The organism is Salinispirillum marinum, from assembly GCF_042650105.1.
Lineage (GTDB): Bacteria > Pseudomonadota > Gammaproteobacteria > Pseudomonadales > Natronospirillaceae > Salinispirillum > Salinispirillum marinum.
In genome coordinates this window covers 481,988-508,723 of record NZ_JBHSAL010000002.1, presented here as the reverse complement: position 1 = coordinate 508,723, position 26,736 = coordinate 481,988, and the positions used below count along the sequence as shown (strand labels likewise).

General features: G+C 51.3%; 32 protein-coding genes. 21 read left to right on the top strand and 11 right to left on the bottom strand.

What is annotated here, in order from left to right:
* Window positions 1-123: 123 nt before the first annotated feature.
* The 3 genes from sucC (at window position 124) to ACFOSD_RS09525 (ending at window position 2,910) form a co-directional block, all read left to right on the top strand.
* Complete coding sequence (gene sucC / locus ACFOSD_RS09535) at window positions 124-1,293, top strand: ADP-forming succinate--CoA ligase subunit beta (protein ID WP_380695880.1); 1,170 nt, start codon at window positions 124-126, stop codon at window positions 1,291-1,293.
* On the top strand, window positions 1,290-2,162 hold the full coding sequence (gene sucD / locus ACFOSD_RS09530) for a succinate--CoA ligase subunit alpha (RefSeq protein WP_380695878.1): 873 nt from the start codon (window positions 1,290-1,292) through the stop codon (window positions 2,160-2,162). The genes sucC and sucD overlap by 4 nt, the downstream gene beginning before the upstream one ends.
* Window positions 2,163-2,277: 115 nt before the next feature.
* Window positions 2,278-2,910: an alpha/beta family hydrolase gene (locus ACFOSD_RS09525; protein WP_380695876.1), complete on the top strand. Its 633-nt coding sequence runs from the start codon at window positions 2,278-2,280 to the stop codon at window positions 2,908-2,910.
* A gap of 13 nt (window positions 2,911-2,923) precedes the next feature.
* On the opposite strand, the gene ACFOSD_RS09520 is transcribed toward ACFOSD_RS09525, so the two are convergent.
* From ACFOSD_RS09520 to ACFOSD_RS09495, 6 genes are all read right to left on the bottom strand, one after another.
* Complete coding sequence (locus tag ACFOSD_RS09520) at window positions 2,924-3,928, bottom strand: glycosyl transferase family protein (protein ID WP_380695874.1); 1,005 nt, start codon at window positions 3,926-3,928, stop codon at window positions 2,924-2,926.
* Window positions 3,929-3,941: 13 nt separating this feature from the next.
* Complete coding sequence (locus ACFOSD_RS09515; RefSeq protein WP_380707588.1) at window positions 3,942-4,274, bottom strand: TusE/DsrC/DsvC family sulfur relay protein; 333 nt, start codon at window positions 4,272-4,274, stop codon at window positions 3,942-3,944.
* A gap of 20 nt (window positions 4,275-4,294) precedes the next feature.
* Window positions 4,295-4,597 (bottom strand): hypothetical protein, encoded by a 303-nt coding sequence (locus tag ACFOSD_RS09510; RefSeq protein WP_380695870.1) that lies wholly within the window; start codon window positions 4,595-4,597, stop codon window positions 4,295-4,297.
* Window positions 4,597-4,965 (bottom strand): hypothetical protein, encoded by a 369-nt coding sequence (locus ACFOSD_RS09505; RefSeq protein WP_380695868.1) that lies wholly within the window; start codon window positions 4,963-4,965, stop codon window positions 4,597-4,599. Before ACFOSD_RS09505 ends, ACFOSD_RS09510 begins: the two co-directional genes overlap by 1 nt.
* Complete coding sequence (locus tag ACFOSD_RS09500) at window positions 4,958-5,329, bottom strand: DsrE/DsrF/TusD sulfur relay family protein (RefSeq protein WP_380695866.1); 372 nt, start codon at window positions 5,327-5,329, stop codon at window positions 4,958-4,960. Before ACFOSD_RS09500 ends, ACFOSD_RS09505 begins: the two co-directional genes overlap by 8 nt.
* A gap of 62 nt (window positions 5,330-5,391) precedes the next feature.
* Window positions 5,392-6,054, bottom strand: coding sequence for a Bax inhibitor-1/YccA family protein (locus tag ACFOSD_RS09495; RefSeq protein ID WP_380695864.1), 663 nt, complete (start codon window positions 6,052-6,054; stop codon window positions 5,392-5,394).
* Window positions 6,055-6,243: 189 nt separating this feature from the next.
* On the opposite strand from ACFOSD_RS09495, the gene ACFOSD_RS09490 reads away from it, so the two are divergent.
* The gene (locus ACFOSD_RS09490; protein ID WP_380695862.1) at window positions 6,244-6,894 is read left to right on the top strand and encodes a TetR/AcrR family transcriptional regulator; all 651 of its coding nucleotides are present in this window, start codon (window positions 6,244-6,246) and stop codon (window positions 6,892-6,894) included.
* A 129-nt stretch (window positions 6,895-7,023) separates the two neighbouring features.
* On the opposite strand, the gene ACFOSD_RS09485 is transcribed toward ACFOSD_RS09490, so the two are convergent.
* Window positions 7,024-7,767, bottom strand: coding sequence for an enoyl-CoA hydratase/isomerase family protein (locus tag ACFOSD_RS09485; protein WP_380695860.1), 744 nt, complete (start codon window positions 7,765-7,767; stop codon window positions 7,024-7,026).
* A 73-nt stretch (window positions 7,768-7,840) separates the two neighbouring features.
* Between ACFOSD_RS09485 and ACFOSD_RS09480 the strand changes: the two genes are divergently transcribed.
* Window positions 7,841-10,753, top strand: coding sequence for an insulinase family protein (locus ACFOSD_RS09480; protein ID WP_380695858.1), 2,913 nt, complete (start codon window positions 7,841-7,843; stop codon window positions 10,751-10,753).
* Window positions 10,754-10,766: 13 nt separating this feature from the next.
* Here ACFOSD_RS09480 and xthA read toward each other — a convergent pair whose 3' ends face one another.
* Entirely contained in the window at window positions 10,767-11,582 is an 816-nt protein-coding gene (gene xthA / locus ACFOSD_RS09475) for an exodeoxyribonuclease III (protein ID WP_380695856.1), read from the bottom strand.
* A 51-nt stretch (window positions 11,583-11,633) separates the two neighbouring features.
* Here xthA and ACFOSD_RS09470 point away from each other — a divergent pair, with 51 nt between their 5' ends.
* From ACFOSD_RS09470 to ACFOSD_RS09440, 7 genes are all read left to right on the top strand, one after another.
* Window positions 11,634-12,251 carry a thymidine kinase gene (locus tag ACFOSD_RS09470; RefSeq protein ID WP_380695854.1) on the top strand — a complete coding sequence of 206 codons (618 nt, stop codon included), beginning with the start codon at window positions 11,634-11,636 and terminating at the stop codon, window positions 12,249-12,251.
* A gap of 2 nt (window positions 12,252-12,253) precedes the next feature.
* Window positions 12,254-13,015: a TSUP family transporter gene (locus ACFOSD_RS09465; protein ID WP_380695852.1), complete on the top strand. Its 762-nt coding sequence runs from the start codon at window positions 12,254-12,256 to the stop codon at window positions 13,013-13,015.
* Between the two features lie 19 nt (window positions 13,016-13,034).
* Window positions 13,035-13,454, top strand: a complete 420-nt coding sequence (locus ACFOSD_RS09460; protein WP_380695850.1) for an HIT family protein — start codon at window positions 13,035-13,037, stop codon at window positions 13,452-13,454.
* A gap of 119 nt (window positions 13,455-13,573) precedes the next feature.
* The gene (locus tag ACFOSD_RS09455; RefSeq protein WP_380695848.1) at window positions 13,574-14,314 is read left to right on the top strand and encodes a substrate-binding periplasmic protein; all 741 of its coding nucleotides are present in this window, start codon (window positions 13,574-13,576) and stop codon (window positions 14,312-14,314) included.
* 96 nt (window positions 14,315-14,410) lie between these two features.
* Entirely contained in the window at window positions 14,411-15,997 is a 1,587-nt protein-coding gene (locus tag ACFOSD_RS09450) for an ABC-F family ATPase (protein WP_380695846.1), read from the top strand.
* A 126-nt stretch (window positions 15,998-16,123) separates the two neighbouring features.
* Complete coding sequence (locus ACFOSD_RS09445; protein ID WP_380695844.1) at window positions 16,124-16,396, top strand: CopG family ribbon-helix-helix protein; 273 nt, start codon at window positions 16,124-16,126, stop codon at window positions 16,394-16,396.
* Window positions 16,384-16,683: a type II toxin-antitoxin system RelE/ParE family toxin gene (locus tag ACFOSD_RS09440; RefSeq protein WP_380695842.1), complete on the top strand. Its 300-nt coding sequence runs from the start codon at window positions 16,384-16,386 to the stop codon at window positions 16,681-16,683. The genes ACFOSD_RS09445 and ACFOSD_RS09440 overlap by 13 nt, the downstream gene beginning before the upstream one ends.
* Here ACFOSD_RS09440 and ACFOSD_RS09435 read toward each other — a convergent pair.
* Window positions 16,680-17,927, bottom strand: coding sequence for a tyrosine-type recombinase/integrase (locus tag ACFOSD_RS09435; protein ID WP_380695840.1), 1,248 nt, complete (start codon window positions 17,925-17,927; stop codon window positions 16,680-16,682). The two genes, ACFOSD_RS09440 and ACFOSD_RS09435, sit on opposite strands and share 4 nt — an antisense overlap.
* Before the next feature lie 280 nt (window positions 17,928-18,207).
* On the opposite strand from ACFOSD_RS09435, the gene ACFOSD_RS09430 reads away from it, so the two are divergent.
* The 8 genes from ACFOSD_RS09430 (at window position 18,208) to ACFOSD_RS09395 (ending at window position 24,538) form a co-directional block, all read left to right on the top strand.
* Window positions 18,208-18,816, top strand: a complete 609-nt coding sequence (locus ACFOSD_RS09430) for a hypothetical protein (RefSeq protein WP_380695839.1) — start codon at window positions 18,208-18,210, stop codon at window positions 18,814-18,816.
* Between the two features lie 92 nt (window positions 18,817-18,908).
* The gene (locus tag ACFOSD_RS09425; protein ID WP_380695837.1) at window positions 18,909-19,997 is read left to right on the top strand and encodes a hypothetical protein; all 1,089 of its coding nucleotides are present in this window, start codon (window positions 18,909-18,911) and stop codon (window positions 19,995-19,997) included.
* Between the two features lie 224 nt (window positions 19,998-20,221).
* Window positions 20,222-20,605: a DUF302 domain-containing protein gene (locus ACFOSD_RS09420; RefSeq protein WP_380695835.1), complete on the top strand. Its 384-nt coding sequence runs from the start codon at window positions 20,222-20,224 to the stop codon at window positions 20,603-20,605.
* A gap of 429 nt (window positions 20,606-21,034) precedes the next feature.
* Window positions 21,035-22,153, top strand: a complete 1,119-nt coding sequence (locus tag ACFOSD_RS09415) for an S-(hydroxymethyl)glutathione dehydrogenase/class III alcohol dehydrogenase (protein WP_380695833.1) — start codon at window positions 21,035-21,037, stop codon at window positions 22,151-22,153.
* An 11-nt stretch (window positions 22,154-22,164) separates the two neighbouring features.
* Window positions 22,165-23,010 carry an S-formylglutathione hydrolase gene (gene fghA, locus ACFOSD_RS09410; RefSeq protein ID WP_380695831.1) on the top strand — a complete coding sequence of 282 codons (846 nt, stop codon included), beginning with the start codon at window positions 22,165-22,167 and terminating at the stop codon, window positions 23,008-23,010.
* Window positions 23,011-23,138: 128 nt separating this feature from the next.
* Window positions 23,139-23,543, top strand: coding sequence for an SRPBCC family protein (locus ACFOSD_RS09405; RefSeq protein WP_380695829.1), 405 nt, complete (start codon window positions 23,139-23,141; stop codon window positions 23,541-23,543).
* Window positions 23,544-23,567: 24 nt separating this feature from the next.
* Entirely contained in the window at window positions 23,568-24,269 is a 702-nt protein-coding gene (locus ACFOSD_RS09400; RefSeq protein WP_380695827.1) for a DNA alkylation repair protein, read from the top strand.
* 20 nt (window positions 24,270-24,289) lie between these two features.
* A complete protein-coding gene (locus ACFOSD_RS09395; RefSeq protein ID WP_380695825.1) occupies window positions 24,290-24,538 on the top strand; it encodes a putative signal transducing protein in 249 nt (82 codons plus the stop codon).
* Between the two features lie 81 nt (window positions 24,539-24,619).
* Here the strand turns inward: ACFOSD_RS09395 and ACFOSD_RS09390 are convergent, their stop codons facing one another.
* Window positions 24,620-25,636: an NAD(P)-dependent alcohol dehydrogenase gene (locus ACFOSD_RS09390; RefSeq protein ID WP_380695823.1), complete on the bottom strand. Its 1,017-nt coding sequence runs from the start codon at window positions 25,634-25,636 to the stop codon at window positions 24,620-24,622.
* Between the two features lie 5 nt (window positions 25,637-25,641).
* Window positions 25,642-26,076 carry a DUF1761 domain-containing protein gene (locus ACFOSD_RS09385; protein WP_380695821.1) on the bottom strand — a complete coding sequence of 145 codons (435 nt, stop codon included), beginning with the start codon at window positions 26,074-26,076 and terminating at the stop codon, window positions 25,642-25,644.
* Between the two features lie 202 nt (window positions 26,077-26,278).
* Between ACFOSD_RS09385 and ACFOSD_RS09380 the strand changes: the two genes are divergently transcribed.
* The gene (locus ACFOSD_RS09380) at window positions 26,279-26,704 is read left to right on the top strand and encodes a VOC family protein (protein ID WP_380695819.1); all 426 of its coding nucleotides are present in this window, start codon (window positions 26,279-26,281) and stop codon (window positions 26,702-26,704) included.
* The last annotated feature ends 32 nt before the right edge of the window (window positions 26,705-26,736 follow it).

Genomic DNA, 26,736 nt, shown 5'->3' with positions numbered 1-26,736 from the left:
GTAGATCGGTTAAATGACATGAAATAATCCGGCGCGCGATCAGGCTACCTTGGTAGTCTGCCACGCGCCTTTCGTTAAACGGAATGCGTTACGACGCAACCTATCAATAGACGGTTTAATGGTATGAACTTACACGAGTATCAAGGCAAACAGCTGTTCCGTGAATATGGCTTGCCCGTGTCCGACGGCTTCGCCTGTGACACCCCGGCAGAAGCCGTAGCAGCGGCTAAGAAAATTGGCGGCAGTATGTGGGTCGTTAAGGCTCAAGTACACGCAGGGGGCCGTGGTAAGGCCGGCGGTGTTAAGCTGGTAAAAACCGAAGACGAAATTCGCGAATTCGCCCAAAAATGGCTTGGCCAGCGTCTGGTGACTTATCAGACTGATGAACATGGCCAGCCGGTGAGCAAAATTTTGGTTGAAACCTGCACCGATATCGCTAACGAGCTGTATTTGGGTGCCGTTGTTGACCGTTCAACCCGCCGTATCGTTTTCATGGCCTCTACCGAAGGTGGCGTGGAAATTGAGAAAGTAGCGGAAGAGACACCAGAAAAAATCCTGAAAGCAGAAGTAGACCCGTTGGTCGGTGCACAGCCTTACCAAGGCCGTGAACTGGCGTTCAAACTGGGCCTGCAAGGCGACCAGATCAAGCAATTCACCAAGATCTTCTTGGGCTTGGCAAAACTGTTCCAAGACAAAGACTTGGCGCTGTTAGAAATCAACCCATTGGTTATCACTGACCAAGGCAACCTGCATTGCTTGGACGCCAAACTGGGTATCGACTCTAACGCTCTGTACCGTCACCCTGAACTGCAAGCGATGGCCGATCCTTCGCAAGAAGACGAGCGTGAAGCTCATGCAGCACGTTGGGAACTGAACTACGTAGCATTAGATGGCAACATCGGTTGCATGGTTAACGGTGCTGGTTTGGCCATGGGTACCATGGACATCGTGAACCTGCACGGTGGCAAGCCTGCAAACTTCTTGGACGTTGGCGGCGGCGCGACCAAAGAACGCGTAGCAGAAGCGTTCAAGATCATCCTGTCGGATGAAAACGTGAAGGCGGTTCTGGTTAACATCTTCGGTGGTATCGTGCGTTGTGACATGATCGCGGAAGGTGTTATCGGTGCGGTAGCTGAAGTCGGCGTTAAAGTACCCGTGGTTGTTCGCCTAGAAGGCAACAATGCAGAACTGGGTCAGAAAAAACTGGCCGAAAGTGGCCTGAACATTATTGCGGCTACCAGCCTGACAGACGCTGCTAAACAAGTGGTTGCAGCAGCGGAGGGTGCAAAATGAGTATCTTGATCGATAAAAACACCAAAGTAATTTGCCAAGGTTTCACGGGCTCACAGGGTACTTTTCACTCTGAACAAGCCATCGCCTACGGTACTAAGATGGTTGGCGGTGTAACCCCCGGTAAAGGCGGTCAAACGCACCTAGGTTTACCTGTTTTCAACACCGTAGCAGAAGCCGTAGAAGCCACAGGTGCCGATGCATCAGTTATCTACGTACCCGCTCCGTTCTGCAAAGACTCTATCTTGGAAGCAGCTAATGGCGGCATCAAGTTAGTGGTGTGTATTACGGAAGGCGTGCCTACGCTGGATATGCTGGAAGCTAAAGTAAAATGTGACGAGTTAGGTGTTCGTTTGATCGGACCTAACTGCCCCGGTGTGATCACACCCGGTGAATGCAAAATCGGTATTATGCCCGGCCACATTCACTTGCCCGGTAAAGTCGGTATCGTATCGCGTTCCGGTACATTGACGTATGAAGCGGTTAAGCAAACCACAGATCACGGTTTCGGCCAGTCGACCTGTGTTGGTATCGGTGGTGACCCGATTCCTGGCTCTAACTTCATCGACATCCTGGCTATGTTCGAGAAAGATCCTAAGACAGAAGCGATTGTGATGATCGGTGAAATCGGTGGTTCTGCTGAAGAAGAAGCTGCTGCATACATCAAAGCCAACGTAACCAAGCCTGTAGTGTCTTACATTGCCGGTGTTACTGCACCAAAAGGTAAGCGTATGGGCCACGCCGGTGCGATCATCTCTGGTGGTAAAGGTACCGCCGATGAGAAGTTCGCTGCGCTGGAAGACGCGGGTGTGAAAACCGTTCGTAGTTTGGCGGATATTGGCGATGCTTTGAAAGAGATCACTGGTTGGTAGTTTGAAATGACTGCGCTTGTACAGGCGGTTTTTAAAGACTATGCACTAATCTAATAACCCCGGTAGGTTTCGGTCTATCGGGGTTTTCTATTTTAACGGGGAGGAAGATTTCATCGTGTCTCGTTACTTACGAAATACCTGCGCGAATCCACAAGCCCGTATTCTGTTGCTGCATGGTGCCGGGGCGCCCATGGACAGCCTTTGGATGAATACGGTGGCCGAAGCATTGAGTAGTTTGCAACTTGATGTGGTGCGTTGGGAATTTCAGTATATGCACCAACGCCGAGTGAATGGCAAAAAACGTCCGCCTTCCAAAGCGCCGGTTTTGCTGGCTGAATTGGCCGAAACGATATCAGAGCTGCAAACTTGGGATCAGATGCCATTATTTCTGGCGGGGAAATCCATGGGCGGGCGTATGGCAACGATGCTTATAGCACAGCAACCCGAGCTGAATATTCACGCCTGTTTGGCCTTCGGCTACCCGTTTCATCCACCCGGCAAACCGGAGCGGTTGCGCACGGAGCATTTTTCCGCGCTCAAGGCTCCTGTTTATATTTTGCAAGGCAGTGCGGATACCATGGGAAATCAAACCTTGGTATCCGGGCTCAGGCTACCGGACAACATGCATATACGATGGGTTGAAAGCGGGAATCATGACTTGCGTGCTAAAGGCTTAAAGCAAGCCGAGGTAATGCCAACGTTGGCGGCTGAGGTAACAGCATTTGTCAACGTAATGCTTGGCCGCTAGAGCATGAGAACGGTTAACGTCGTGTTCGATCCCGATCTTCCCACGCTGTTTGTACGCGCTGCAGGGCAGAATCGAATGTCCATTGTTCATGCGCCATGATGGCCAACGCTGCCGTGCTCAGTACGGCGGCTTCGGCGTATTCGTCTTGTAGGTCGCCTTTCCATAGCCGCACTAAGTCATCAAGATCCAGGCTTTCAGGCTTTACATGCCGCCGCGCAAACAGCGCGGGCAGGGTGGTTTCAGACGTTTCGCCATGGCGTGCCCAGTACAGCGTAAGCTCTGCATCCGGGTTGCGTTCAAATTCGCCACCATCACCTTTGATAACCAGCGCCGATGGGTAGTTTAGGAGCGCACTCGCACCTTGGTGAATGCTGTGATAGCCCGGGTGAAAAATCGCTTGTAGGACCGTTGGGGCCGCAAAGGGGTTTAATAGGCGGCTAAAACTGTGCACCGGCGAACGCAAACCCAGAACACGGCGCAGCTGAATGATGCTTTCCAAACGCGGTGACAACACGTCCAGCGGTAAGAAGGAGGGTGTGCCAGGATCCCAGTCCGCCAACTCCTCTAGGCTCTTCAATACCGGCCAGCCCAAATAATCATAAGCATCCTGAACATACAGCCGGTCGACCGTATGGCCTCGCGTACCGTGAATGCACTGCCGATAGCCCATGTCAGCCAGCAATCGTTGACTCAGCACCAGCCATGGTATATGGCGACGTTTGCCTGCGTAGCATGACCAATCGATATCAACGGAAATGTCAGGCAGCGGCCAATGTGCTTGAACGGCCGCACAAAATCCGGCAATTTCAGCGGGCGACTCTTCCTTGATGCGCAACAACATCAAGAATGCCCCCAATTGCTCCGGCAGTACATCATCACGCAGAATCATGCCCATGGCGGCTTGAGCTTCATCTTGCGTTAAATCACGCGAGCCTTTTTTACCCTTACCAAGAATGCGTACAAAGGGAGCGAACGGGTGGTTGTCCGAAGCAATCATGGGGGGCAATTCAGGCGTCATTCGATGAGTCCCGTTATAAGCAGTGAGGAGGTTTTGGCAAGCCCGCAATCTTGGCTGCATCTCGTGCGGCATGGCCGCCAAAAAGCTGCATAAGGTAGATCGAGTTGCCTTGTTGCTCGCCTAGGCGTTCTTTCACCACTTTGACCAGCGCACGGTTGGCGGGGGCCAAGTCAAAACGAATATATAGATCGCGCAGTAAATGCAAAATAGGCCAATGCGCATCCGTTAGGGTAATGCCTAACTGGCCTGCAATAACTGCGGCAACTTCGGCGTCCCATTCGTCTAAATTCACTAAGAAGCCACGGTCATCCGTCGCTAATATACGTCCGTTTACGTTGTAGCTCATACTTTGCTTCATGTCGTCAGTCATGACCAGGAAACTCGATGCGGATGGGCAAGAACCAAATCTACCCATTCGGTGTCGTTAATGAGTTGAGCATTCGACACGGTAATGCCGTATTGTTCGGCGTCCTGTGCCAAAGCAAAACGTTGTTGGGTCGGCAAGGCCGCAGCATCGTGAGCTAGGGCGTTGCCACAGAGTAACACCATATCCGGTGCCATAATCCACGGTAACGCGCGGTTAAAGCCTGCGGCACTGAAAATGATGTGCAGTGTAGATTTTTGTGTAGGGTTCTGTGCAGAGTTCTGTGTCGGCTTCAGAGTGTTCATTACAGTGTGATCACCTGTTTCGCTTGGCGCATAAAGGTACGGGCCGTTTCTTGATTGACCACTTCTACTAAGGGTTGCAAGTCTGCGGGTAAGGTAGCGCAGTCGATATGAGGAATTGGCTCAACCAGCGCGATGCGTTCGATGCCAAAAAGTGATGCCGACTGCCACAACTTGCCAGTATTGCGTAAGCCCGTTGCTGGGTTTTGCAGTACCAAGTGCATTGCCGCTTCGTGCCAAAACAGCACCACAATAGAGAGATCAAATACGCCACCGGCCACCGCTAAATCAAAAGTTTCTTCACCGAGAAAACCCGCTTGCGGAGGCTGCGTGACCAGCACACATAGGTCATATATGGGTTGTTCAGCCAAAATGCAGATGCTCCCCTTGTTGCAACCCGGTCACCCAATCGCCTAAACCGACCAATTGCCAAGGTGTATCTACAGTTGTAACAGCACGGCGTTCGGCGGCTGAAACGCACAAAAAGAGTTCACAACCCATATCGGTCGCCAAGGCTTCCCATGCTTGGGCGATTGGTGCGGCCTGTATTGCTTGGACGGCATCTTGGTAAAAAAATACCTGCCGTACAGTATGTCCCTCGGCGTGCAACGCATGCGCGAATCGTAACGCCCGAGGATGTTGGTCTGTGGACCAGGGTGATGCAGTCACGGTGAGAGAAAATTCGGCCATTGGTTCGTAAAACGCTCTTAACAGTTCAAGATTTAAAACCATCATGCCTTGTGGTCATAAAAAAGCCCTGCAGAGCAGGGCTTTAGAGTCTAGCAAAAAAGTAACCGTTATTCGTCGTTCATCACACCCAAAATGTGCAGCAAGCTGACAAACAAGTTGTAGAGTGATACGTACAATGACACCGTTGCCCGGATGTAGTTCGTTTCACCGCCATGAATGATCTGGCTGGTTTGGAACAAGATCATGCCGGAGCTGATCAACATAAACAGGCCAGAAGCTACCAAGCTCATCATTGGTGCTTGGAACAGCAAGCCTAAAATGCTGATCACAAAGGCAGTGACAATACCGACCATCAGGGCACCGCCCATGAAGGAGAAGTCAGTTCTGGTCACCAAGGTGTAAGCCGAGAGGGTGAAGAAAATAATCGCCGTACCGGCCAGCGCTTGGAACACCACACTCGGCATAACGGCCAAGTAAGCATTCAACATCGGCCCTAAGCCTGCGCCCAATAAACCCGTGAAAACAAAGGTCCAGATAACACCGCTAGGCTTATTTTCTACCTTAGGCAAAACAAACCAGATGATACCAATTGCGCCGAAACTCATGATCATGGCGACGCCATGCCCTAAGCCAACCGCCATTGATAAAAACGCAGTGAAGGCGCTGAACAACAGGGTCATTGCCAGTAACATATAGGTGTTACGCAGTACCTTGTGTGTCGCCAGTAGGCTTTCACCTGTACTGCGCGTAGTGGTTTGATATTCAGCCATTGCCGATCTCCTCGTTAATTTACCCGTCTAAATATATAGTCTTCCCCTCCAAATTCAAGCAGAGTCGGCGCCTAGCGAGTAAACAGAGCGTCAACCATGCGCCGAGAATGTGTAATTTTTCATTTCAAATCGCCGAGGCTTCACCTACAATGAACGGGTGTTTAAAACGGTTGTTTGAAAAGGGTGTTAATGAACGATTCTGCTGATACCGCGTCACGTATTCTCGACGCCGCTGAAATTCTCTTTGCTGAAAAGGGCTTTGCGGAAACGTCATTGCGCTCCATTACCACCCGTGCCGGGGTCAATCTCGCGGCGGTGAACTACCATTTCGGGTCGAAGAATGAATTGATCCAAGCTGTATTCGAGCGTTTTCTAACGCCTTTTTGCACGAAACTCGATAAAGAGTTAGATAAAGCCATGCGGGCTTCTTCAGCGCCTGTCTTGCCTTTAGAGCGTGTATTCTCGATTTTGGCCGACACCATGTTGACCGGTGTGCATGCTTCTACTAACGACAATAAACTCAGTATTTTCATGCGCTTACTGGGTTTAGCTTATACCCAAGCTCAAGGTCATTTACGGCGGTTTCTGCGCGAAAAATATGACACAACGTACCGGCGGGTCATCCTGATGATCCACCAAAGCACGCCGCATGTGTCGCCCAATGAACTGTTTTGGCGGATTCACTTTGCCATTGGTTCGGCGGTATTTACCATGGGCAGCATCGAAACGCTGCGCGCCATGGCACACAACGATACTCATAAAGACAATTCATTGGATGAAGTTGTGCACAAGCTGGTGCCGTTTTTGTCGTCGGCCCTGCACGAAGATCGGGATTTTTAGAACGTTTCTGTTGAACCTTTGACGTTCGAACGGGCATTCGAGCTGTAGGGTGTATGCCTCAAGGCGCGACTCCCGGCCTGCCATGGAGCGCCGGAGGCATACCCCGAAAGCCGGTAGGGGCGGTCTACACTATGACTTCTCACGGCTGTAAAACTCAGCCCGCGTTTCCGCCAACAAATCGGCTAAATCGTCACTCATTTCCGGGTCAAAATAGTCAGGTGCTGAATAACTCAGCACAATTTTCGCCTGCCGCAACGTCACCGGCGACATACTCAACCAATGGTCAATACGGTATTGCGCGGCGTTAACCAATTCCATTGGAGGCACCCGTTGGTGAATCAACCCTAACTGTTGCGCCGTTTCGGCATCAATGGCTTCACCGGTTAACATCAACCAGCGCACTTTGCGTTCACCCATGATACGAATCAGGTAGGGTGTTGAAATGACCGGCATTGAAGCTTGGTGTACTTCGTTCATCTGATAATGGCTATCGTCGGCACCAATTACGTAATCGCAACAGGCGAGAATGCCCAAAGCACCGGCCAATGCTTTACCCTGAACAACGGCTAACGTGGGAACAGGGAAGTTCATTAAGGTTTCCAGCATACGGCTGATCTGGCTCGCACTGATGCTGGACTCATAACGCGGTGAACTGGCAATACGCCGCATCCACGCTGGGTCTGCACCCAAGCAAAAATCGCGGCCTTCGCTGCGAATTACTAACACCCGGACGTCTTCATCTTCGGCGAAATCGTCCAATGCGGTGATTAACGCACAGAGCACATCTTCATCGTATATGTTACCTTCATCCGGACGATTAAAAGCGATGGTGGCGACCCCATTTTCAAGGGTGGCGTAAATAGACTGCGTCATGGCGGTGATCACATTATTATTGTTCTGACGAATTTAGCAGGAAAGTCCTGCGCAATAAACACAGCGAGATGAAATGAGCACACAAACCTCTACTTTTGAATTCCAAGGCACACACCACATCGGGTCGCTCAACATCGATCTGGAACACTATCAGCACAAGCACACGGGGGCAGACCATTACCATCTGCGTACCGACCACCAGGAAAAAGTGTTCATGGTCGCATTAAGGACCGTACCGCAAGACAATACCGGCGTCGCGCATATTCTGGAACACACGGTGCTCTGTGGCAGCGAGCGCTTCCCTGTACGTGATCCGTTTTTTATGATGACCCGTCGCTCGCTGAATACTTTTATGAACGCTTTCACCGCCAGCGACTGGACGGCGTATCCGTTTGCCAGCGAAAACGACAAAGATTTCTACAATCTGTTGGATGTCTACCTGGATGCTGTGTTCTTTCCTAATTTGTCGGAACTGGATTTTGCACAAGAAGGGCATCGTCTGGCCTTGGTTGATACAGAAACGCCCGATAGCGGTTACAGCTCACTCGAATACCGGGGTGTGGTATTTAATGAAATGAAAGGGGCCATGAGTTCAACCACCAGCCGGTTGTTCCATACGCTGACCAAATACCTGTTCCCGACCACCACCTATCACTTTAACTCCGGAGGAGAACCGCGTTCTATACCTAAGCTCACTTACGAAGGGCTTAAAGCGTTTTATCAAAAGCATTATCACCCCAGTAATGCCACCTTTCTGACGTTTGGCGACTTGGACGTTGCGCAACTGCAACACGAGATCGACAGCAAAGTCATGCAGCGTTTCGAACGCAGCACGGAACAGGTCAGCGTGCCTCGAGAAGAGCGGTTTGCCGCGCCGGTCAGCGTACAAGAATACTACCCGGCCATACCAAATGCCGATGGCAGTCCGCAAGACCACGTTGTCGTCAGTTGGTTGCTGGGCGACAGTACCGATGTAAAAGGTGCTTTGGAAGCACACTTCTTAACTGAAGTGCTGCTCGATAACAGTGCGTCACCTTTACGACATGCATTAGAAACCACGGATCTAGGCAGTTCAGTGTCGCCGCTGTGCGGCTTAGAAGATTCGCACCGTGAAATGATGATGGTCTGTGGTTTGGAAGGAGCTAAAGCGGAAGACGCTGGAGCTATTGAACAGTTCATTCTCGATACCCTAAAACAGATTGCTGAAACAGGCATACCGCAAGAAGACCAAGAAGCCGTGCTGCATCAATTGGAACTTAGCCAACGTGAAATCGGTGGTGATGGCCAGCCTTTTGGCCTGCAATTGATCATGACCTTGCTGCCCACTGCCATTCACCGTGGCCCGGTTGCCAGTGCGCTGGACATTGATGACGCCCTGGCTTGGTTGCGCGAACAAACCCAACGGCCGGATTATATTCAACAATTGATTCATCGTTTGTTGCTCGATAACCCGCACCGGGTCCGCTTGACGCTAGCCGCCGATGCCGAGTATCAAGCACGCGAAGAACGCGAAGAAGAAGAGCGCCTTGAGCAACTGGCAAAGTCCATGACGGATGCCGAACGCAAGCGCATCAAAGAACTTAATGTAACACTTGAAGAACATCAAAATCGCAAGCCCGATCCCGGCTCATTGCCCAAAGTAACGCTGGCCGATGTGCCGAAAGCATTGCGTGTTACATCACCCACGGTAGAGGCAGAGCATCACATAGGGTTTGGCGTGGGAACCAATGGCCTTACCTATTTGTCCTACGTGCGCCCGTTACCCGCTTTACCAGCCGACACCCTGCGTTGGTTGCCGATGTACAGCGGTCTGATCACCGAACTGGGCCATGGCGAGCACAGCTACACCGAAGTTCAACGACAACAGGCACGCTATACCGGTGGTGTCTCAGCGCAATTTTCGTACCGCCCCGATAAAACGCAGCAAGACCAAGTGGCCATGCATGCGATCATCAGCGGCAAGGCATTGAACCGCAACGCTGATGCGATGAATGCGTTAATGCTTGAAACGATCACCCGCGTGCGGTTTGATGAACCGGCGCGTATCCACGAATTACTGCAAAGTATGGTCAGTCGTCGGCAGCGTGGTATAACCGGCAACGGGCATGGACTGGCAATGTCGGCTGCGGCCAGTTATTGGTCTGGGGCCGCGAATCTGCACCATCAGCAAGGTGGATTAGCAGGTACACAGTGGCTTTCGGCGTTGGTCAAAGCGGATGCAAAACAGTATATGGATCATGTCGTCGCGGCGTTGACCGATGTGCACAACATGTTAATGCCTCTACAAGGCCAATTATTGGCCATTGCCGAACCGGAAATATTGCACGATCAATTGCCGCAATGGGTAGCACCTTGGCAGGACACACTAGGCGCGGCGAAATACCAAACGGTAAACCTACCGAGCGATAGTGAGCGGCATTCTGCCTGGCTTACCAATACGTCAGTCAATTTCTGTGCACAGGCTTTCGCGACAGTACCGGTCGAACACCCGGATTCTGTTGCTTTGGCGGTATTGTCCGGCATTCTGCGTAACGGCTTCTTGCATACCGCTGTCCGCGAACAGGGTGGTGCGTACGGTGGCGGTGCTACGCATGACTTGAGCACTGGGATTTTCCGCTTTTACAGCTACCGTGACCCGCGTTTGGAAAATACCTTTGCTGACTTTGAGCGGTCAGTGGAATGGTTTATCCGGGAAGATCATGGCTATGAACCCTTGGAAGAAGCCATTTTGGGCTTGGTGTCGAGTATGGACAAGCCGGGAAGCCCAGCGGGTGAGGCTCGCCACGAATACTTCAACCAACTCTATGGCCGCGATGTCGCGTTCCGAGAAAACTTGCGGGCGCGGTTATTGAGCGTCACAGAAGCCGATTTGAAGCGAGTGGCGGCGGCTTATCTGGCACCTGAAAAGGCGTCCAGCGCTGTGGTGACATCGGCCGATGAAAAAGCCCTATGCGAAGCACGGGGCATGGTGATTCATACGATTTAAGTGTGCAGGGCGGTTATATGTCGTAATCCGCCCATACTGGGGCATGATCCGATGGTTTCTCCATCGCTCGTGCCTCGTAGTCCACGCCAGACGCCATACACACAGCGGCTAACGGTGGTGTGACCATCAAGGTATCAATGCGTAGACCTCGTTTCGGCTCGTCTTCGAAACCGCGCGATCGGTAATCGAACCAACTGAACTGATCGTTAACCTCGGGATGATGTAAGCGAAAGCTGTCCAGTAATCCCCAGTCTTTCAAACCGTCAAACCACGCACGTTCTTCTGGCAGGAAGGCGCATTTACCGCTACGTAACCAGCGTTTCATATTCACGTCACCAATCCCAATGTCGTTATCCTCCGGGGCAATGTTAAAATCCCCCAGAATCACCACCGCATCGTCAGGCGAACGGTTGCCAGCCAGCCAGCTTTTCAGATTGGCGTAGAAATCTACCTTCATGGGAAACTTGGTGGGGTGGTCACGGGATTCACCTTGCGGAAAATAGCCGTTGATGATGGTCACTGGAACACCCTTGGGGCTAACATGCTCACTGATGATCAGTCGGCGTTGAGCGTCCTCGTCTTCTTCTGGAAAGCGCTTGGCGATCAAGGTTCCTGGCATCTTGCTCAAAGTGGCAACCCCGTAGTGGCCTTTTTGCCCATGGTGGATAACGTGGTAGCCCATGGCCTCAACATCGGCCAGGGGGAACTGTTCGTCGTGAACTTTAATTTCTTGCAGGCAAAGTACATCCGGTGACCAGCGGGCAATAATGGCGTCTAATTGATGAAGACGTGCACGAAGACCATTGATATTAAATGAGATTATTCGCATAGTAAGGCGCTTATTCAGTGGCAGATCAACGCATTCTAGCAAGGGTACAGGATGGCACAACTCTACTTTTATTATTCGGCGATGAACGCTGGAAAATCCACCAGCCTGTTGCAGAATGCGCACAACTATCGCGAGCGCGGCCTCAACCCGGTACTGTTTACCGCTGCCATCGACGAACGCTATGGCAAAGGGCGCATTGCCAGCCGTATTGGTTTACAAGCGGACGCCGAATTGTTTGATGCCAGCACCGACTTTATTGCCTGGCTGGCCGCGCGGCAAACGCAGGCGCCGGTGCACTGTATCCTGATAGACGAAGCGCAATTTCTTACCGTCGAGCAAGTAAACCAGTTGGCCGCCGTGGTCGATGAAGGCCATGTACCGGTCGTATGTTATGGCCTGCGTACTGATTTTATGGGTGAACTCTTTCCCGGCAGCGCCCGTTTGCTGGCCATCGCCGACAAACTGAACGAATTGAAGGCCATTTGCCATTGCGGGCGCAAAGCCACCATGACGGTGCGCCTGAACAGCGAAGGTTTGGTGCAGCAGTCGGGTGAACAGGTCGTGATTGGCGACAACGATGTATATGTGTCCCTGTGCCGGGCGCATCATCGTGCAGCCCTAGCCGGAAATCATGCTGCGGCCAAACCCGCCCGAATCATTAAGGAATAATCTTGGAAACACTCTTCGGCCCGGAAGTCCTGATTGCGCTGTTCTTTGTAGCCATGTTGGCGGGTTTTATTGATACCTTGGCTGGTGGTGGCGGTTTGATCGTCTTTCCTGCCTTGCTACTGGCTCAGGTGCCACCATTGGCGGCCATTGCCACGAATAAATTACAGGCGTCGTTCGGCTCACTGACCTCCAGCTATCGAATGTTGCGCAGTGGCTTGGTCACTTGGGGACAGGTCAAGGGGTTGTTTCTTGCCAGCCTGATCGGGTCGGCCATTGGAACGGTGGTGGTGCAATGGATAGATGCAAAAGCACTGGATGTGATTATTCCCATCGTGCTGATTTCCGTGGCCCTGTACTATCTGTTTGCACCTACCGCAAAACCGGATGCGCCGCCAAAAATCTCCGAAACTGCGTATCGCAATGGCGTGGCACCCGGCATCGGCTTTTATGATGGTTTCTTTGGCCCCGGCACCGGTTCCCTGTTTGCTTTTTCACGCAATGTTTTGCGTGGAGAGCATCTGATTCAGGCCACCGCCAAAGCCAAATTGATGAACTTTGCCTCCAATGTCGTGTCACTCGTTATTTTTGCTTTCAGCGGACATATTGTATGGGTGCTAGGCTTAGTGATGATCGGCGGGCAGATGATCGGTGCTTGGGCGGGCAGCCATTTGATCATTGGTGGTAAAACCGGTTGGATTCGGCCCTTGATCGTCATAATGTGTTTAGCCATGGCGATTCGCTATATTCTGACCACCTGGTTTTAAATTTTTAGGGAGACTGAGCATGTCCTACGACAACAACAATATTTTCGCCAAAATCCTGCGCGGTGAGCTGCCATGCATCAAAGTGTATGAAGATGACCACACCATGGCTTTTATGGACATTATGCCGCAGTGCGACGGGCATACCTTGGTAATTCCTAAAGAGCCCGCAGAAACGCTGATGGATTTATCCGACGAAGGCGCAGCCGCCGTGATCAAAACCACGAAAAAGATCGCGGCTGCTGTTGACAAGGCCATGCAAGGCCCGGGCGTCGTACTTTTCCAGTTGAACGGTGCTGGAGCAGGGCAAACCGTACCGCACCTGCATTTCCATGTAATTCCTGGCTCACTGGCAATGTTGCGTCAACCGCATGCCATGGTTCAGGGTGATCCGGAAGTTTTGAAAGTCAATGCGGAGAAAATCAAAGCAGCATTGGGCTAAGTGAACTACGCTAGCGTAGAGCGTTAATGTGAATAGGGAATATTGGCATGTGTTGGGCAGAAGGGCAGATCACAGTGAATAAGGTTTTTAGAGCAAGGCGTTTTTGCGATCGATTAAGCATGAAAAGGCTGGTTCTAGCGGCGTTCGCGGTCACGTTTGCTGCTATCGTTGCTGCACCCTTTGCTCTCGCTCAACGCACACAGCTTATTACCGTACATTACAACGAACGCTTTCCATACATGTATGAGGAAGAGGGTGCCTTGAAGGGCCTTACAGCTACTCGAGTTATCGCCGCCCTGGATGCGGCTGGGTTAAATTATCGCTGGATCGAGACACCCGCCGCCCGGCAACTCACCCTGATAGAACAAAATTCTGGTGCCGACTGCGGCATTGGCTGGTTCAAAAACAACCAACGCGAACGGTTTGCCCAGTTCAGTGACGCGCTGTACCAAGACCAACCCATTGCCATACTTACCCGCACCGCGCATCCGCTGTTTCGATCCAACCGGACATTGCACGATGTATTGGCCGACCGACGACTGATCCTCAATACCAAAGTCGGTTATTCCTACGGCGAATTCCTGGATTACCTGATTGCGGAATACGACCCGGTGTCCTTGCAGTCGGCTGCCGAAAACCTCACGCTGTTTCGTCAAATTGCTACCGGACGGGCCGACTACATGTTTGTCGCCCCGGAAGAAGCGGAAGCTGTATTTGCCTTGCCCGACCTCAGCGCCGCCCAATTTCAACTGCTCACCCCACCCGACATGCCCGATGGCGAAGAACGCTACCTGATGTGCAGCATGAACGTGGATCCGCGCACCATTGCCTTGTTTAACCGCGCCTTGGCGAATTTGTAATCGCTTTGCCATGGTAGGCGCAGTGCATTTCCGCTAGAATGCGCGGTCTTTCACGGGTCTAACCCCTGTCGCTCATTTTTTGGAATACAACACACTGTGATCTCTACCGCCAACATCACCATGCAGTTTGGTGCCAAACCGCTGTTTGAAAACGTCTCCGTAAAATTCAACAACGGCAACCGCTATGGCCTCATTGGCGCGAACGGCTGCGGCAAATCTACCTTCATGAAAATACTGGGCCGCGATTTAGTGCCATCTTCCGGTCAGGTCATGTTGGAACCCAATCTGCGGGTCGGTAAATTGAAGCAGGACCAATTCGCCTACGAAGAATTCAGCGTGATCGACACCGTGATCATGGGGCACGAAGATCTCTGGCGGGTAAAAGCCGAACGTGACCGTATTTACTCACTGCCTGAAATGTCCGAAGAAGACGGCATGAAAGTGGCGGAGCTGGAAGTTGAATTCGCCGAAATGGACGGCTATACCGCCGAAGCCCGTGCCGGTGAATTGCTGTTAGGTTTGGACATTCCGCTGGAACAGCATTTCGGCCCCATGAGTGAAGTCGCACCCGGTTGGAAATTGCGCGTTTTGCTCGCGCAAGCTTTGTTCGCCGACCCGGATGTGCTCTTGCTCGACGAGCCCACCAACAACCTCGACATCAACACCATCCGTTGGCTGGAAAACATTCTGGTGCAGCGTAAAAGCACCATCATCATTATTTCGCACGACCGTCACTTTCTGAACAGCGTGTGTACGCACATGGCCGATTTGGACTATGGTGAATTGCGCGTTTATCCCGGCAATTACGACGAATACATGACCGCAGCCACGCAAGCGCGTGAACGCCTGTTAGGAGAAAACGCGAAGAAGAAAGCGCAAATAGCTGATTTACAACAGTTTGTTAGCCGGTTCTCGGCAAACGCCTCTAAAGCCAAACAGGCTACTTCGCGTGCCAAGCAGATTGAGAAAATCAAATTGGACGAAGTGAAACCCTCGTCGCGGGTCAGCCCCTACATTCGTTTCACACAGAATAAAAAGCTGCACCGCCAAGCGGTCACCCTTGAAGACGTATCCAAAGGCTTCGATGGTAACACCCTGTTCAGCAAGCTCAACCTGCAAGTAGAAGCGGGGGAGCGTATCGCCATCATCGGACCAAACGGCGCGGGTAAAACTACCCTGCTGCGTTGCCTGTACGGTGACCTAAAACCGGATTCCGGCACCGTGAAATGGGCCGAACAAGCCGAAATCGGATACTTTGCGCAGGACCACACCTACGACTTCTCGTATGAGTCCAATCTGTTTGACTGGATGAAGCAATGGACCAAAGGCGACGAACAACTGGTGCGCGGCGCATTGGGCCGCATGTTGTTCTCGAATGACGACGTTCTGAAATCAGTGAAAATAATTTCGGGTGGTGAAAAAGGCCGCATGCTGTTTGGCAAACTCAGCCTGATCAACCCCAATGTTATGCTGATGGACGAACCCACCAACCACCTGGATATGGAATCTATTGAATCCTTGAACCTGGCGTTAGAAAACTACCCCGGCACGCTGATCTTCGTCAGCCACGACCGCGAGTTTGTTTCATCGCTGGCCACGCGTATTCTGGATTTCACCCCGCAAGGGTTGGTGGACTTCCAAGGCAACTACGAAGAATACCTGCGTAGCCAAGGCGTGGTTTAAGCCACTCGTAGGGGCGGCGAACGAGCCGCCCGCATCTCACTTTGTGTACGTTTGAGTCATTTCCGTAAAAAATACTTTATGCTATCGTATTCGAAGGTACTACCTTTTGATACTCGTGGTAACGACATGGCGACATCAGTAAAACTTGACGATGATTTGAGAAATAGAGTCCAGCATTTAGCAGAAGTGCGGCAACGTTCTTCGCATTGGATCATGCGCGAAGCCATCCGAGATTACGTTGAGAGGGAAGAAAAGCGCGAAGCCTTTAAAGACGATGCCTTACAAGCTTGGAAGGCTTACCAAGAAAACGGACTTCACCTAACACTCGAAGAAGCCGACGAGTGGTTGGCGAAGCTTGAAGCCGGTGTTGATGCGGAAATGCCTAAGTGTCACGATTGATTTGGGCACCGCCAGCGCTTTTGGATGTGCAGCGGTTATATCGATTCTTGAATCAGAAAGATGAAGACGCAGCTCGCCGTGCCATAAAAACTATACGGGCTGGCGTTAAAATTTTAGCGCACCAACCCGAGGCCGGACGCCCTCTTGAAGATATGAGTCCGGAGTTCCGGGAATGGCTGATCGAATTCGGAACTAGTGGCTATATCGTTCTTTACCGCTTCAATGGTGAAACAGCGACCGTACTTGCTGTCCGGCATCAAAAGGAAGCGGGCTACCAAGCTTCTTAACTCTCCGTCTTCATCGGCTTATGACGCGCACTGGCATGCCGGGCGCGTCGTTCTGCATCAATGTAGCGGTCGGTCGTTAAACTGCTCGCGTGGCCCGCGTCATCCCGCACATGGTCAACCGGCCGAAACTTCACATCTTCTGAAATCCCCGTATGGCGCAGCCAGTGTACCGTTGCGGCCTGCAACTCATGCGACTCATCTTCCAAGCCTTCCAAGCGCATCCGCTCCACCGCTGTATCAAAACACAACTGCACAATAGCGCGAATATGCCGCGTGGATGTCACCGGCTTTTTACCGCCCAGCGTCGGCACCAAGGGCGTACGCTCACCCGAAACCGGCATGGGCGTTAACCCCAAATGGCGACGATAGCGCTTCAGCGCAACCAGCATCGCTTCCGACACACTGATCGAACGTTCCTTGTTACCTTTACCGACTACTTCAAACCACCAGTTATTGTCGCTGTCGCGGCGGAAGTCCGTCATCAACGGCACATTGCGTTCGTCTGCTACTAATTCTGAAATCCGCAAATACATCGCGTACAAACATTGCATCACAAACAGAGTGCGCTCGTGCTTGGCCGGGTCTTCTGCCGCCATCATACCGGCGGTTTCCAGCACAAAATCCCACTGCAAATTGCTTAACCGACGCACCTCGCGGCGCGATGTCGTGACCAAAAACTTGCTCTTTTGCCGAATCAACGCCACAGGGTTAGACCCAATGGCTTCTTCCTGAATCAGAAAGTTAAAGTAACTTGAGAGGATAGCGAACAGGCTTTTCAAAGCCGACTGGCTGGGCGCGTAGTCCGCCGTATCCGCATGCATACCGGCACGCGCTTGCACCTTGCTGACGGAAGCCACAAAAGGCCGCCAGTCCTCATGAGGCTTACGTAGATCATCCGGCCCCACAAAGCGCGCACAGTTCTTGGTGCCAATCCAAGCGCGCGGTGGCTCCATACAGAACTTAATGAACTTCTCGATGTCGTCGCGCTTCAACGCACACACGCTCTTTTCTTGCACCAGCCAACACCATTGCAGCAACCGCTCGATTTCTCGGCGATAGGCATTGAACGTCGCGGTAGAACCATCATAAGACAGCAAAAAGCGCAAGCTCAGCCAGTAGTCTTCTGGAAACGGCGACTGCACATAATGCGGCAACGCCTCACGCCGCCCGGAGAACGCATCGGGCATGAACTCCATTTGGTCAAAAATGGGCGAGGGCGGTACACGTAAGGCAGCATTCAGCATGAACAGGCTCGTAGATGAAAACGGGTAGGGGAATCATCGGTGCAATGGCGCAGAAATTCAACTGATCAACGCGTGACGGCACCACCGTAGATCATTCAGCACGCAAATTACCAGGCCCTTTTGCGTGCATGTGCGGTTTTTTCTGCTACGATGAAATGCATTGACTGGGGTTTTCTGGCAGCAATTTCAGAGAGGCCAAGTAAAACAAGGGCCTTTGAGCTGGCCAGCCGTGCTCATGTGCATGAATAAAAGCTGTTAGGGCGTCAGGAGACATAGGGTAGTGGAGGAGACTGCAAAAAAGTTGTTTGAAGCGATTAGGGGTATGTCTGCTCCAGACCCGACTATTAGAGTTTTCGTGATTAGTGAGAATCATTTCTTCAGGATATACGATGGCAGATACTCATGGACAGAGTACTCAAATGAGTTTGGTTATGCTGATGTCGAGAAACTAGATCGGGGAAAGATCCTTTCTGCCTTCGCCAAACTTGAGTTTCTAGTGACCGAGTGCTTGAACTTGCATATTCTTAGCGCAAGCTCCTCGAAGTATGACGACCAAGCTTTTTTAGCTCGTAAACTGCCTTTTCGGCAACGGATAGAAGCCCTCAAAGAATTTGCTCTAATCAACGCTTCTCTTGAAAAGAAGCTGAAAAATCTCGCGGTTACACGGAATTTTTTAGCGCATGAATGGGACGAAAAAATGGCGAAATTCGATGGAGGCCGTCTGGACGATCCGGTGATTTTTGATAAGTTTGCCCGTCATCTTAAAATGGTCTTCGAATTGCTCGTTGATGAGTATAAACGCCTTCAGTTAGAAACGAACTATGAGAGATACTTGTTGGCAATTACTCAGCAAGTGGAGATTAGTTGCCAAAGCGAAGGTGAGCCTTAACATTGCCAATCATGGCGCTTTTTCGTTGCGGCTTAGCCTTCACTACAAAGCCGCTCGCCGTGTCAGAGGTATGCGCATAGTGATGCTATCGAATGAGTGAAATCGTATTTATTTTAGGTGCCGGAGCATCAAAAGACTGCGGCGCTCCGTTAATGAATGATTTTCTTGATACGGCCTCGAGGCTTTTAGGTACGAATCAGGTTCCGGGAAAAAACGACGATTTCAAAAGGGTCTTTCGGGCAATAGCATCCATGCAAGCAGTCCACTCAAAGTCTCAGCTTGATTTGAACAATATCGAGTCTATTTTTACGGCTCTAGAAATCGCTAATGCTCTCGGAAAACTACCAGGGTTCAATAAAGCGGAAATCCCCCAGGTCATAGCATCACTCAAAGAGCTAATTGTTGTGACGCTTGAGCAGACAATCGACTTCCCTACGCGGAAAAACCGCATTCTGGCGCCGAGTAGTTATTCTAACTTTTCGGAACTACTTCTTTATTTGAGCAAAGATGCGAATCCAGCGATTGTTCCCGCGATCGTTTCGTTTAATTACGATATCGCTCTAGACGTTGCTATGTATCGGGCTGGCCTCGGTCCAATCTATGGATTCGGGCCAAGCGTGCAGGCTCATTATCAAGTACCGCTTCTAAAGCTCCATGGTTCGTTAAACTGGGCTGTGCGTAAGAGTTCGGGAGCAGTTGAGCCGCTAACTATCCAACAGTACTTCAGCAAATATTCTTACAACGGGTTTGAAGAGCAAGGTACTTGCAAAATGCCAGTGGGCAGTCAATTGCAGGAATATTACTCTAAGCACACTGATGTGGAAGTTAATCCGGAGCCTGTCATTGTGCCGCCGGCTTGGAACAAAGCCGATTATCATCAAACACTAGCGAGCATTTGGAGCGATACGGCCAAACACCTAGAAGAAGCGGAGTATATTTTCATCATTGGTTACTCATTGCCTGAGACGGACGCATTTTTCAGGCTCCTTTACGGACTTGGTACCGTTGGTGAAACGCTTCTAAAAAAGGTTGTCGTTTATAACCCTGATCAGTCCGGTGTCACAGAAAGTCGATTTAAAGATATGCTCGGCCCAGGCGCTCTAGCTCGCTTCGAATACAAGCCTATGGTCTTTTCTGAGGCTATTGGCGACATTCGAAATTTTTTTCCAGGTCGCACGTAATTCATAACCAATGCAGGCACGGCGACGCCTACTACATTGCACCATCGGCTCCATTCCGTGGGCGCGCAGGCTGCAAACGTTGAGGCTGTAGAAAACCCTCCTGACCTGAAGTCAGAAACTGGTTAGTTGCGTTCGATTTCTACCAATTTTTAAACGGTTTCACTACCAATCCGTAGCTGCACATGTCGGCATTATTTCACATCAATTCAGAGAGGCTAAATACCATGTACTACATCGTTGAAACACCAAAATCGTTTGAGCAGGCAGTAACAGACCTAGAAACAGCCGTTGCTCGCAATGGATTTGGAGTGCTGCACATCCATGATTTGGGGGCAACCCTGCGCAGCAAGGGCATTGCATTTGAGGAGCAGTGCAAGGTATTTGAAGTCTGTAATCCCGTTCAGGCTGCTAAGGTTCTTTCTGCCGATATGCGGCTCAACATGGCATTGCCGTGTCGGATTTCGGTGTTTACTGAAAACATGACGACGAAGATTGGCCTTATTAAACCAGCTCAAATGCTGTCGGCGTTGTCGGATGATGCGTCGTTGGCCCAAACGGCTCAGGAAGTCGAAGAGAAAACCATGCTGATGATCGACGAAGCAAAATAAAGGCACAGACTATGGCAACCAAAAGGCTGAGTCTTGGTTGAAGAAGGCATCCTAAGTTCTTGTTTTATATGAGATTATGATGTCTTTACCTTGCCGCCGCACATAGGCCTCATTACAGTCGAACCTGAAGTCTTTAGGTAGCCTAACGGCTTGGCTTCTAGAATTCATCACGGCGGAGCAGTGTGTGGCTTTACCGCTTTTGATTTCGGACACACGCCGGATAACTTCTCGTTCTAAGCTTGCTCAACCGAATCGTCTCTAGTGCCATCCAGACCCTTTTTTAGCTCGCGAGCTAGCGCTACTCGTTCCGATTTTCATGTTTAAACAGTACGTTCCTGTCTGTGGTCATTCAGCGGTCAATTCAAGCTATCCCTCATAAACGTTATCTGTCACCCTTCGTTACATCACTAAACGACAGGAATTTTTGCCATGCAACCCATTAAAACTCGTGCCGCCGTCGCTTGGGGGCCAGGTCAGCCGTTGACGATTGAAGAAGTGGATTTAATGCCGCCACAAAAAGGCGAGGTGTTGGTGCGTATTGTGGCTACAGGTGTGTGCCATACCGATGCCTATACGTTATCGGGCGATGACCCGGAAGGTGTGTTCCCGGCTATTTTGGGCCACGAAGGCGGTGGTGTTGTGGAAGCGGTGGGTGAGGGCGTGACCTCGGTGCAAGTGGGTGACCATGTTATTCCGCTGTACACGCCAGAATGCGGTGAGTGCAAGTTCTGTTTATCGGGTAAAACCAATCTGTGTCAGGCCATTCGGGCCACGCAGGGCAAAGGCTTAATGCCGGACGGCACCAGCCGCTTCTCGAAAGACGGTAAGCCGATTTATCACTATATGGGCACCTCGACCTTCTCTGAATACACGGTGTTACCGGAAATTTCACTGGCGAAGATCAACAAAAGCGCGCCGCTGGAAAAGGTCTGTTTGCTGGGCTGTGGGGTAACCACGGGCATGGGCGCGGTGATGAACACCGCGAAGGTTCAGCCGGGCGATACGGTGGCGGTGTTTGGTTTGGGTGGCATCGGGTTGTCGGCCATTATCGGTGCGGTGATGGCGGGCGCGGGTCGCATCATTGCCATTGATATCAATGAAAGTAAGTTTGAAATTGCCACGCAGTTGGGTGCCACCGATGTGGTGAATCCGAACGATCATGAGCGACCTATTCAAGAGGTCATTGTTGAGATGACGGATGGCGGCGTGGATTTCTCGTTTGAGTGCATCGGCAATGTGCATGTTATGCGCTCGGCGCTGGAATGCTGCCATAAGGGCTGGGGCGAATCTGTCATCATCGGTGTGGCTGGTGCTGGCCAGGAAATTTCCACACGGCCGTTCCAGTTGGTGACGGGTCGGGTATGGCGGGGCAGTGCGTTTGGTGGGGTAAAAGGCCGTTCTGAATTGCCGGACTACGTGGAGCGTTATTTGGCCGGTGAATTTGAGTTGGATACGTTCATTACCCACACCATGCCGCTGGAGCAGATCAATGAGGCCTTTGATTTGATGCATGAAGGTAAGTCGATTCGCACCGTGATCCACTTTTAAGGAATCAAACCATGGCTGTTTTGGAAATCCTCAGTGATCAACGGTTGTTTGGTGGCCGCCAGATACGGTTTGCGCACGACTCGGCTGTCTTACAGTGCCGCATGCAGTTTTCGGTGTACTTACCACCACAAGCCACGCAGCAGGATGTTCCTGCGTTGTATTGGTTGTCGGGCTTAACCTGTACGGATGAGAACTTTTCTGTAAAGGCAGGTGCACAACGGGTAGCGGCAGAGCTGGGGTTGGCGTTGATTATCCCGGACACCAGCCCGCGTGGTGAAAACGTGCCAGACGACCCGGACGGGGCATCTGATTTCGGCTTGGGTGCGGGTTTTTACGTGAATGCCACCGAAGCGCCTTTTCAGCAGAATTATCAGATGTACGACTACATCTGCAAAGAGTTACCAGCGTTGGTCGAAGCGGAACTGCCGTTATCAACCAGCCGCGCTATTTCGGGGCATTCTATGGGCGGGCATGGTGCTTTGGTGATTGCGCTGCGTGAAGCCGGGCGTTACCGCTCGGTGTCGGCTTTTTCGCCGATCAGTAATCCGGTTAATTGCCCTTGGGGCCGTAAGGCGCTGGCGGGTTATCTGGGTAACGATGAAAGCCAGTGGCAGCAATATGATGCTTCGTTGTTGTTGGCGCAAAAAAAAGCGGCGTTGCCGATCTTGGTAGAGCAGGGTGATGCTGACCCGTTTTTGGCCGAACAGTTGAAACCCGAAACGCTGCAAGCCGCCAGTGCGGCCAGCGGCTCGGAACTCGAGCTGCGTATGCAGACCGGCTATGATCACAGCTACTATTTTATCGCCAGCTTCATTGAAGACCATCTACGATTTCATGCGCGACATCTTTTGCCTTAGGTCTAAGTTGCATAAAAGGATCCGCACCGACACTCAAGTCGCAAAAAAGAGTGAGTTTGGGGTAGATTCGGTGTTTTAATGTGCGGATTAAAACGTCATTTAAGTCGTTAAACCTAGGGGGGTGAACAATGATTATTTCCGTCGAGGTCGTCGTTCAAGCGTCAATAGATAAGGTTTGGCATGCGTACAGCAATCCGGAAGACATTATGCAGTGGAACGCCGCGTCTGACGATTGGCATACCACGCAGTCCACTGTGGACCTCCGGCCCGGTGGTCGGTTTTGCTCACGTATGGAAGCAAAGGACGGTAGTTTCGGATTTGACTTCGAGGGCACCTATACCGAAGTAGTACCTAATAGCCTGATTAAGTACGAGTTCGGCGGACGGGACGCTACGGTTGAGTTCAATGATGGTTCGGATGGTGTGTTGGTAAGGGTGTCGTTCGACAGCGAAGATACACATACGGAAGAGCAACAACGCGAAGGTTGGCAGGCCATTCTTAACCGCTTTAAACAGCACGTTGAAACACATTGACAAGCCATCCCTGGAGATTTCATCGTGAATGTATCTGACGTTATGGCTCTGCTTGAGTCTGAACGCGACGAGCGCGGCATTAAGCACTGGCGGAATCTGGGGGACAAAACAGCGGGAATGAAAAGTTTTGGCATTGGCTTGACGCGTTTACGCAAGCTGGCGAAACAATTAGGTCGTGATCACGAGTTGGCGCTGGTGTTGTGGCAGACAGACGTTTACGACGCCAGAGTCATTGCCTTGTTAATTGACGACCCGAAACAGGTAACCCCTGAACAGGCTGAACGTCAGGTAGATGAATTGGCAGGTGGCATGTTGGCGCATGTATTTTCTTCCTGTGATGCAACACTTGCGAAGACGCCCTTTGTCATCGAACTGGCCGAACAATGGGTACAGAGTGACGACGCTGTGCGTCGTCGTTGTGGTTACGGGTTAATGTATGAAGCGTCGAAGTTTTCCGGGAAGAAAGCGCCCAGCGAAGATTTCTTTCTCACTCAGATTGCACGCATAGGCGAGCATATAGACAACGAGCCAGAGGCCGTGCGCATGGCCATGGGTTCGGCGCTCATGGGCATTGGTAAACGCAGTGCATTGCTAAACCAGACAGCGCTGCGCGTGGCACAAGTTGTGGGACCTATTGAGTTTACGTCGGCCAGTGGCCAGTGTGATCCGTTTGATGTGGCCAAGCATTTGACATCTGACGGGCTAAAGAAAAAACTCGGTGTTTAAATTCGTCTAGAGGTCGTTTTATGCTCGTGACCATAGCCCGATTCAGTATGGCGTTCGAAGCTCAAATAGCCAAAGCTCGTTTGGATTCCGAAGGTATGCCGGCTTTCTTGGCGGATGTGCACACCAACAATGCGCTATCAATTTATGGTGACGCGTTTGGCGGTATCCGGTTGCAAGTACCGGAAGAAGTCGCTGAAAGAGCTGTGCAAATTCTCGCTGAATACCAAGAACAAGCTTTGTGTGAGTTAGACGATGATCAGGGTGAATAAAAAGGCCCAAAATGGGCCTATTTTCGCCCACGACACCAACACCGATAATAATAATTATCGGAGATTTATGATGTGTATTTCTTAGGGCATTAAGACGATTCGCCCTACAGCCGCACCTGTTTGTAATTGCTGCATGGCGGTAACTGCTTCACTCAATGGATACCTTTCTACGATACGCACAGACAATTTTCCTTCGACGGCCAATGCGCGCAATGCGTTCAAACATTCATGCTTGCTCAGTGAACTGGGTCCCCCTTTGGGTAGATGTTTCTTGAAGCGCTTATCCAGCATGGGTTTAAACATGGCCGGAATACTGCCGAGCCAGCGACCGCCTTGTTTACCGAAGTGATCGTGGCCAATCAATACAAACTGCCCTTGCTCGGCCATCAGGTGCTGGCATTCAGGTATGGGCAAGGTTGAGGCAACGTCGACCACCAGATCAAATGCTGACGGTGAGCGTGACATAATGTTTTCGCGCTCAAAGTCTACGCAGTCGTCTGCACCCAGTTCTGTCAGATAAGCAAAAGTGGCTCGACGATCTACGGCGGTCACATGAGCGCCATAGGCCTTTGCCATTTGCACGACGAGACTTCCCAGCGCACCGGCTGCGCCGTTTACCAGTACCCTCTGTGCATTTTCTAAAAGCGCGCCCGCGTGTAAATTTTGCCAGGCAATTATGCCCGGTGTCGCAATAGCGGCCGCCTGCTCATAACTGAGTGGTTCGGGTTTGTGCACCAACGATGATGCCGGCGCGGCAACATATTCAGCAAAAGCGCCACCCGTTTTCCACTGCATACCTTTGTGGCTTTCGCCAAATACGGCGTCACCAACATTGAATTGCGTAACGGATTCGCCTACCGCCACAACATCCCCCGCAACATCGATGCCGGGAATGGGTTGCCGCGGCTTAAATACGCCATTACCCATAATACGTAATACTTTCGGCAAGCCCATGGCAACATGCCAAACGTCTGCATGTACGCTGGTTGCCTTTACCCGCACAAGAACTTCGTTGGCTTTGGGTTTTGGCTGAGGCATGTCGCGCTGTTGCCACACGCGTTCAACAGGACCGTAGCCTGTTTGTATGATGGCTTTCATAATTCTTAAAGGATTATGCCGACGACCACACCGGCAATCATCAGTCCTGCAATGGCATATCCTCCGTCAACAGCGAACAATTGCCATGGTTTGGTGCGATCGTCAAAGTTGTACACCGCCTTTTTTACCCCTTCCATGGCTGCAACGCCAATGCCGATGAAGGCGCCAAGTAGCACACCATCCACAACCGATGAACCACCAGCCGCTTGGTAAAACCATACGAGCACTGCGGTTGATAACCAAGCGCCGATCAAGGTCAGCACTAAAGATGCTCCGGGTGATTTACCTCTGAATTCTTCCAAGCTCCGGCCGGTTGCCGCTACCCAAGGTTTTTGAAATAGTGCCATGTACCATAATGCTCCCAGCATATAATTGGCGATACCGCCGAGTGCGATGGCGAGCCAGACACGTCCACTGAGTTCCAACAGTTCGATGTTCATGGGTAATTTTCCTTGTGCTTGAAGTGTTTTTAATTAAAGCGGTGTGTGATGAATAGTTCAGTCAACCTAGGTTGTCAAGTGGCCGCTTGAGCTGCACGTTGGACGCGGGTATCTGTTGATAGGCACTGTTATACTCGTCGCATAACCACCCTGCCCCATTTTGCTGCGGTGAAACTAGGGCAATTATTGAGGAGATCATGCAATGAGTTTATCCCCGTTTCATTTAGCCATTCCCGTTTATGACTTGCCGAAAGCACGGCAGTTCTACGGTGAGGTATTTGGCTTGGCCGAAGGGCGTTCCAGTGCTCAGTGGGTTGATTTCGACTTTTATGGTCACCAATTGGTGATTCACGAACACCCTAAAATCGCCACTCAGGATCACGCCCACACGAACCCGGTTGACGGACATGATGTCCCCGTACCACACTTCGGCATTGTGCTGCACTGGGAGGAATGGGAAGCCTTGGCGGAACGCTTAAAAGGTTTCGGTACCGAGTTTGTGATCGAGCCCTATGTGCGTTTCAAGGGTCAAGTGGGTGAGCAAGCCACGATGTTTTTGTTAGACCCCTGCGGGAACGCGCTTGAGTTTAAAGCTTTTAAAGACATGAGCCAGTTGTTTGCCAAGTGATTTTCCGTTGTGGTAGAAACGCCTGTCGATAA

What these genes read in the sequence shown, in the direction of transcription:
- sucC (WP_380695880.1), top strand. Translation starts at nt 124, where the DNA reads ATGAACTTACACGAGTATCAAGGCAAACAGCTGTTCCGTGAATATGGC.
- sucD (WP_380695878.1), top strand. Translation starts at nt 1,290, where the DNA reads ATGAGTATCTTGATCGATAAAAACACCAAAGTAATTTGCCAAGGTTTC.
- ACFOSD_RS09520 (WP_380695874.1), bottom strand. Translation starts at nt 3,928, where the DNA reads ATGACGCCTGAATTGCCCCCCATGATTGCTTCGGACAACCACCCGTTC.
- ACFOSD_RS09515 (WP_380707588.1), bottom strand. Translation starts at nt 4,274, where the DNA reads ATGAGCTACAACGTAAACGGACGTATATTAGCGACGGATGACCGTGGC.
- ACFOSD_RS09510 (WP_380695870.1), bottom strand. Translation starts at nt 4,597, where the DNA reads ATGAACACTCTGAAGCCGACACAGAACTCTGCACAGAACCCTACACAA.
- ACFOSD_RS09500 (WP_380695866.1), bottom strand. Translation starts at nt 5,329, where the DNA reads ATGATGGTTTTAAATCTTGAACTGTTAAGAGCGTTTTACGAACCAATG.
- ACFOSD_RS09495 (WP_380695864.1), bottom strand. Translation starts at nt 6,054, where the DNA reads ATGGCTGAATATCAAACCACTACGCGCAGTACAGGTGAAAGCCTACTG.
- ACFOSD_RS09490 (WP_380695862.1), top strand. Translation starts at nt 6,244, where the DNA reads ATGAACGATTCTGCTGATACCGCGTCACGTATTCTCGACGCCGCTGAA.
- ACFOSD_RS09485 (WP_380695860.1), bottom strand. Translation starts at nt 7,767, where the DNA reads ATGACGCAGTCTATTTACGCCACCCTTGAAAATGGGGTCGCCACCATC.
- ACFOSD_RS09480 (WP_380695858.1), top strand. Translation starts at nt 7,841, where the DNA reads ATGAGCACACAAACCTCTACTTTTGAATTCCAAGGCACACACCACATC.
- xthA (WP_380695856.1), bottom strand. Translation starts at nt 11,582, where the DNA reads ATGCGAATAATCTCATTTAATATCAATGGTCTTCGTGCACGTCTTCAT.
- ACFOSD_RS09470 (WP_380695854.1), top strand. Translation starts at nt 11,634, where the DNA reads ATGGCACAACTCTACTTTTATTATTCGGCGATGAACGCTGGAAAATCC.
- ACFOSD_RS09460 (WP_380695850.1), top strand. Translation starts at nt 13,035, where the DNA reads ATGTCCTACGACAACAACAATATTTTCGCCAAAATCCTGCGCGGTGAG.
- ACFOSD_RS09455 (WP_380695848.1), top strand. Translation starts at nt 13,574, where the DNA reads ATGAAAAGGCTGGTTCTAGCGGCGTTCGCGGTCACGTTTGCTGCTATC.
- ACFOSD_RS09445 (WP_380695844.1), top strand. Translation starts at nt 16,124, where the DNA reads ATGGCGACATCAGTAAAACTTGACGATGATTTGAGAAATAGAGTCCAG.
- ACFOSD_RS09435 (WP_380695840.1), bottom strand. Translation starts at nt 17,927, where the DNA reads ATGCTGAATGCTGCCTTACGTGTACCGCCCTCGCCCATTTTTGACCAA.
- ACFOSD_RS09425 (WP_380695837.1), top strand. Translation starts at nt 18,909, where the DNA reads ATGAGTGAAATCGTATTTATTTTAGGTGCCGGAGCATCAAAAGACTGC.
- ACFOSD_RS09420 (WP_380695835.1), top strand. Translation starts at nt 20,222, where the DNA reads ATGTACTACATCGTTGAAACACCAAAATCGTTTGAGCAGGCAGTAACA.
- ACFOSD_RS09415 (WP_380695833.1), top strand. Translation starts at nt 21,035, where the DNA reads ATGCAACCCATTAAAACTCGTGCCGCCGTCGCTTGGGGGCCAGGTCAG.
- fghA (WP_380695831.1), top strand. Translation starts at nt 22,165, where the DNA reads ATGGCTGTTTTGGAAATCCTCAGTGATCAACGGTTGTTTGGTGGCCGC.
- ACFOSD_RS09405 (WP_380695829.1), top strand. Translation starts at nt 23,139, where the DNA reads ATGATTATTTCCGTCGAGGTCGTCGTTCAAGCGTCAATAGATAAGGTT.
- ACFOSD_RS09395 (WP_380695825.1), top strand. Translation starts at nt 24,290, where the DNA reads ATGCTCGTGACCATAGCCCGATTCAGTATGGCGTTCGAAGCTCAAATA.
- ACFOSD_RS09390 (WP_380695823.1), bottom strand. Translation starts at nt 25,636, where the DNA reads ATGAAAGCCATCATACAAACAGGCTACGGTCCTGTTGAACGCGTGTGG.
- ACFOSD_RS09385 (WP_380695821.1), bottom strand. Translation starts at nt 26,076, where the DNA reads ATGAACATCGAACTGTTGGAACTCAGTGGACGTGTCTGGCTCGCCATC.
- ACFOSD_RS09380 (WP_380695819.1), top strand. Translation starts at nt 26,279, where the DNA reads ATGAGTTTATCCCCGTTTCATTTAGCCATTCCCGTTTATGACTTGCCG.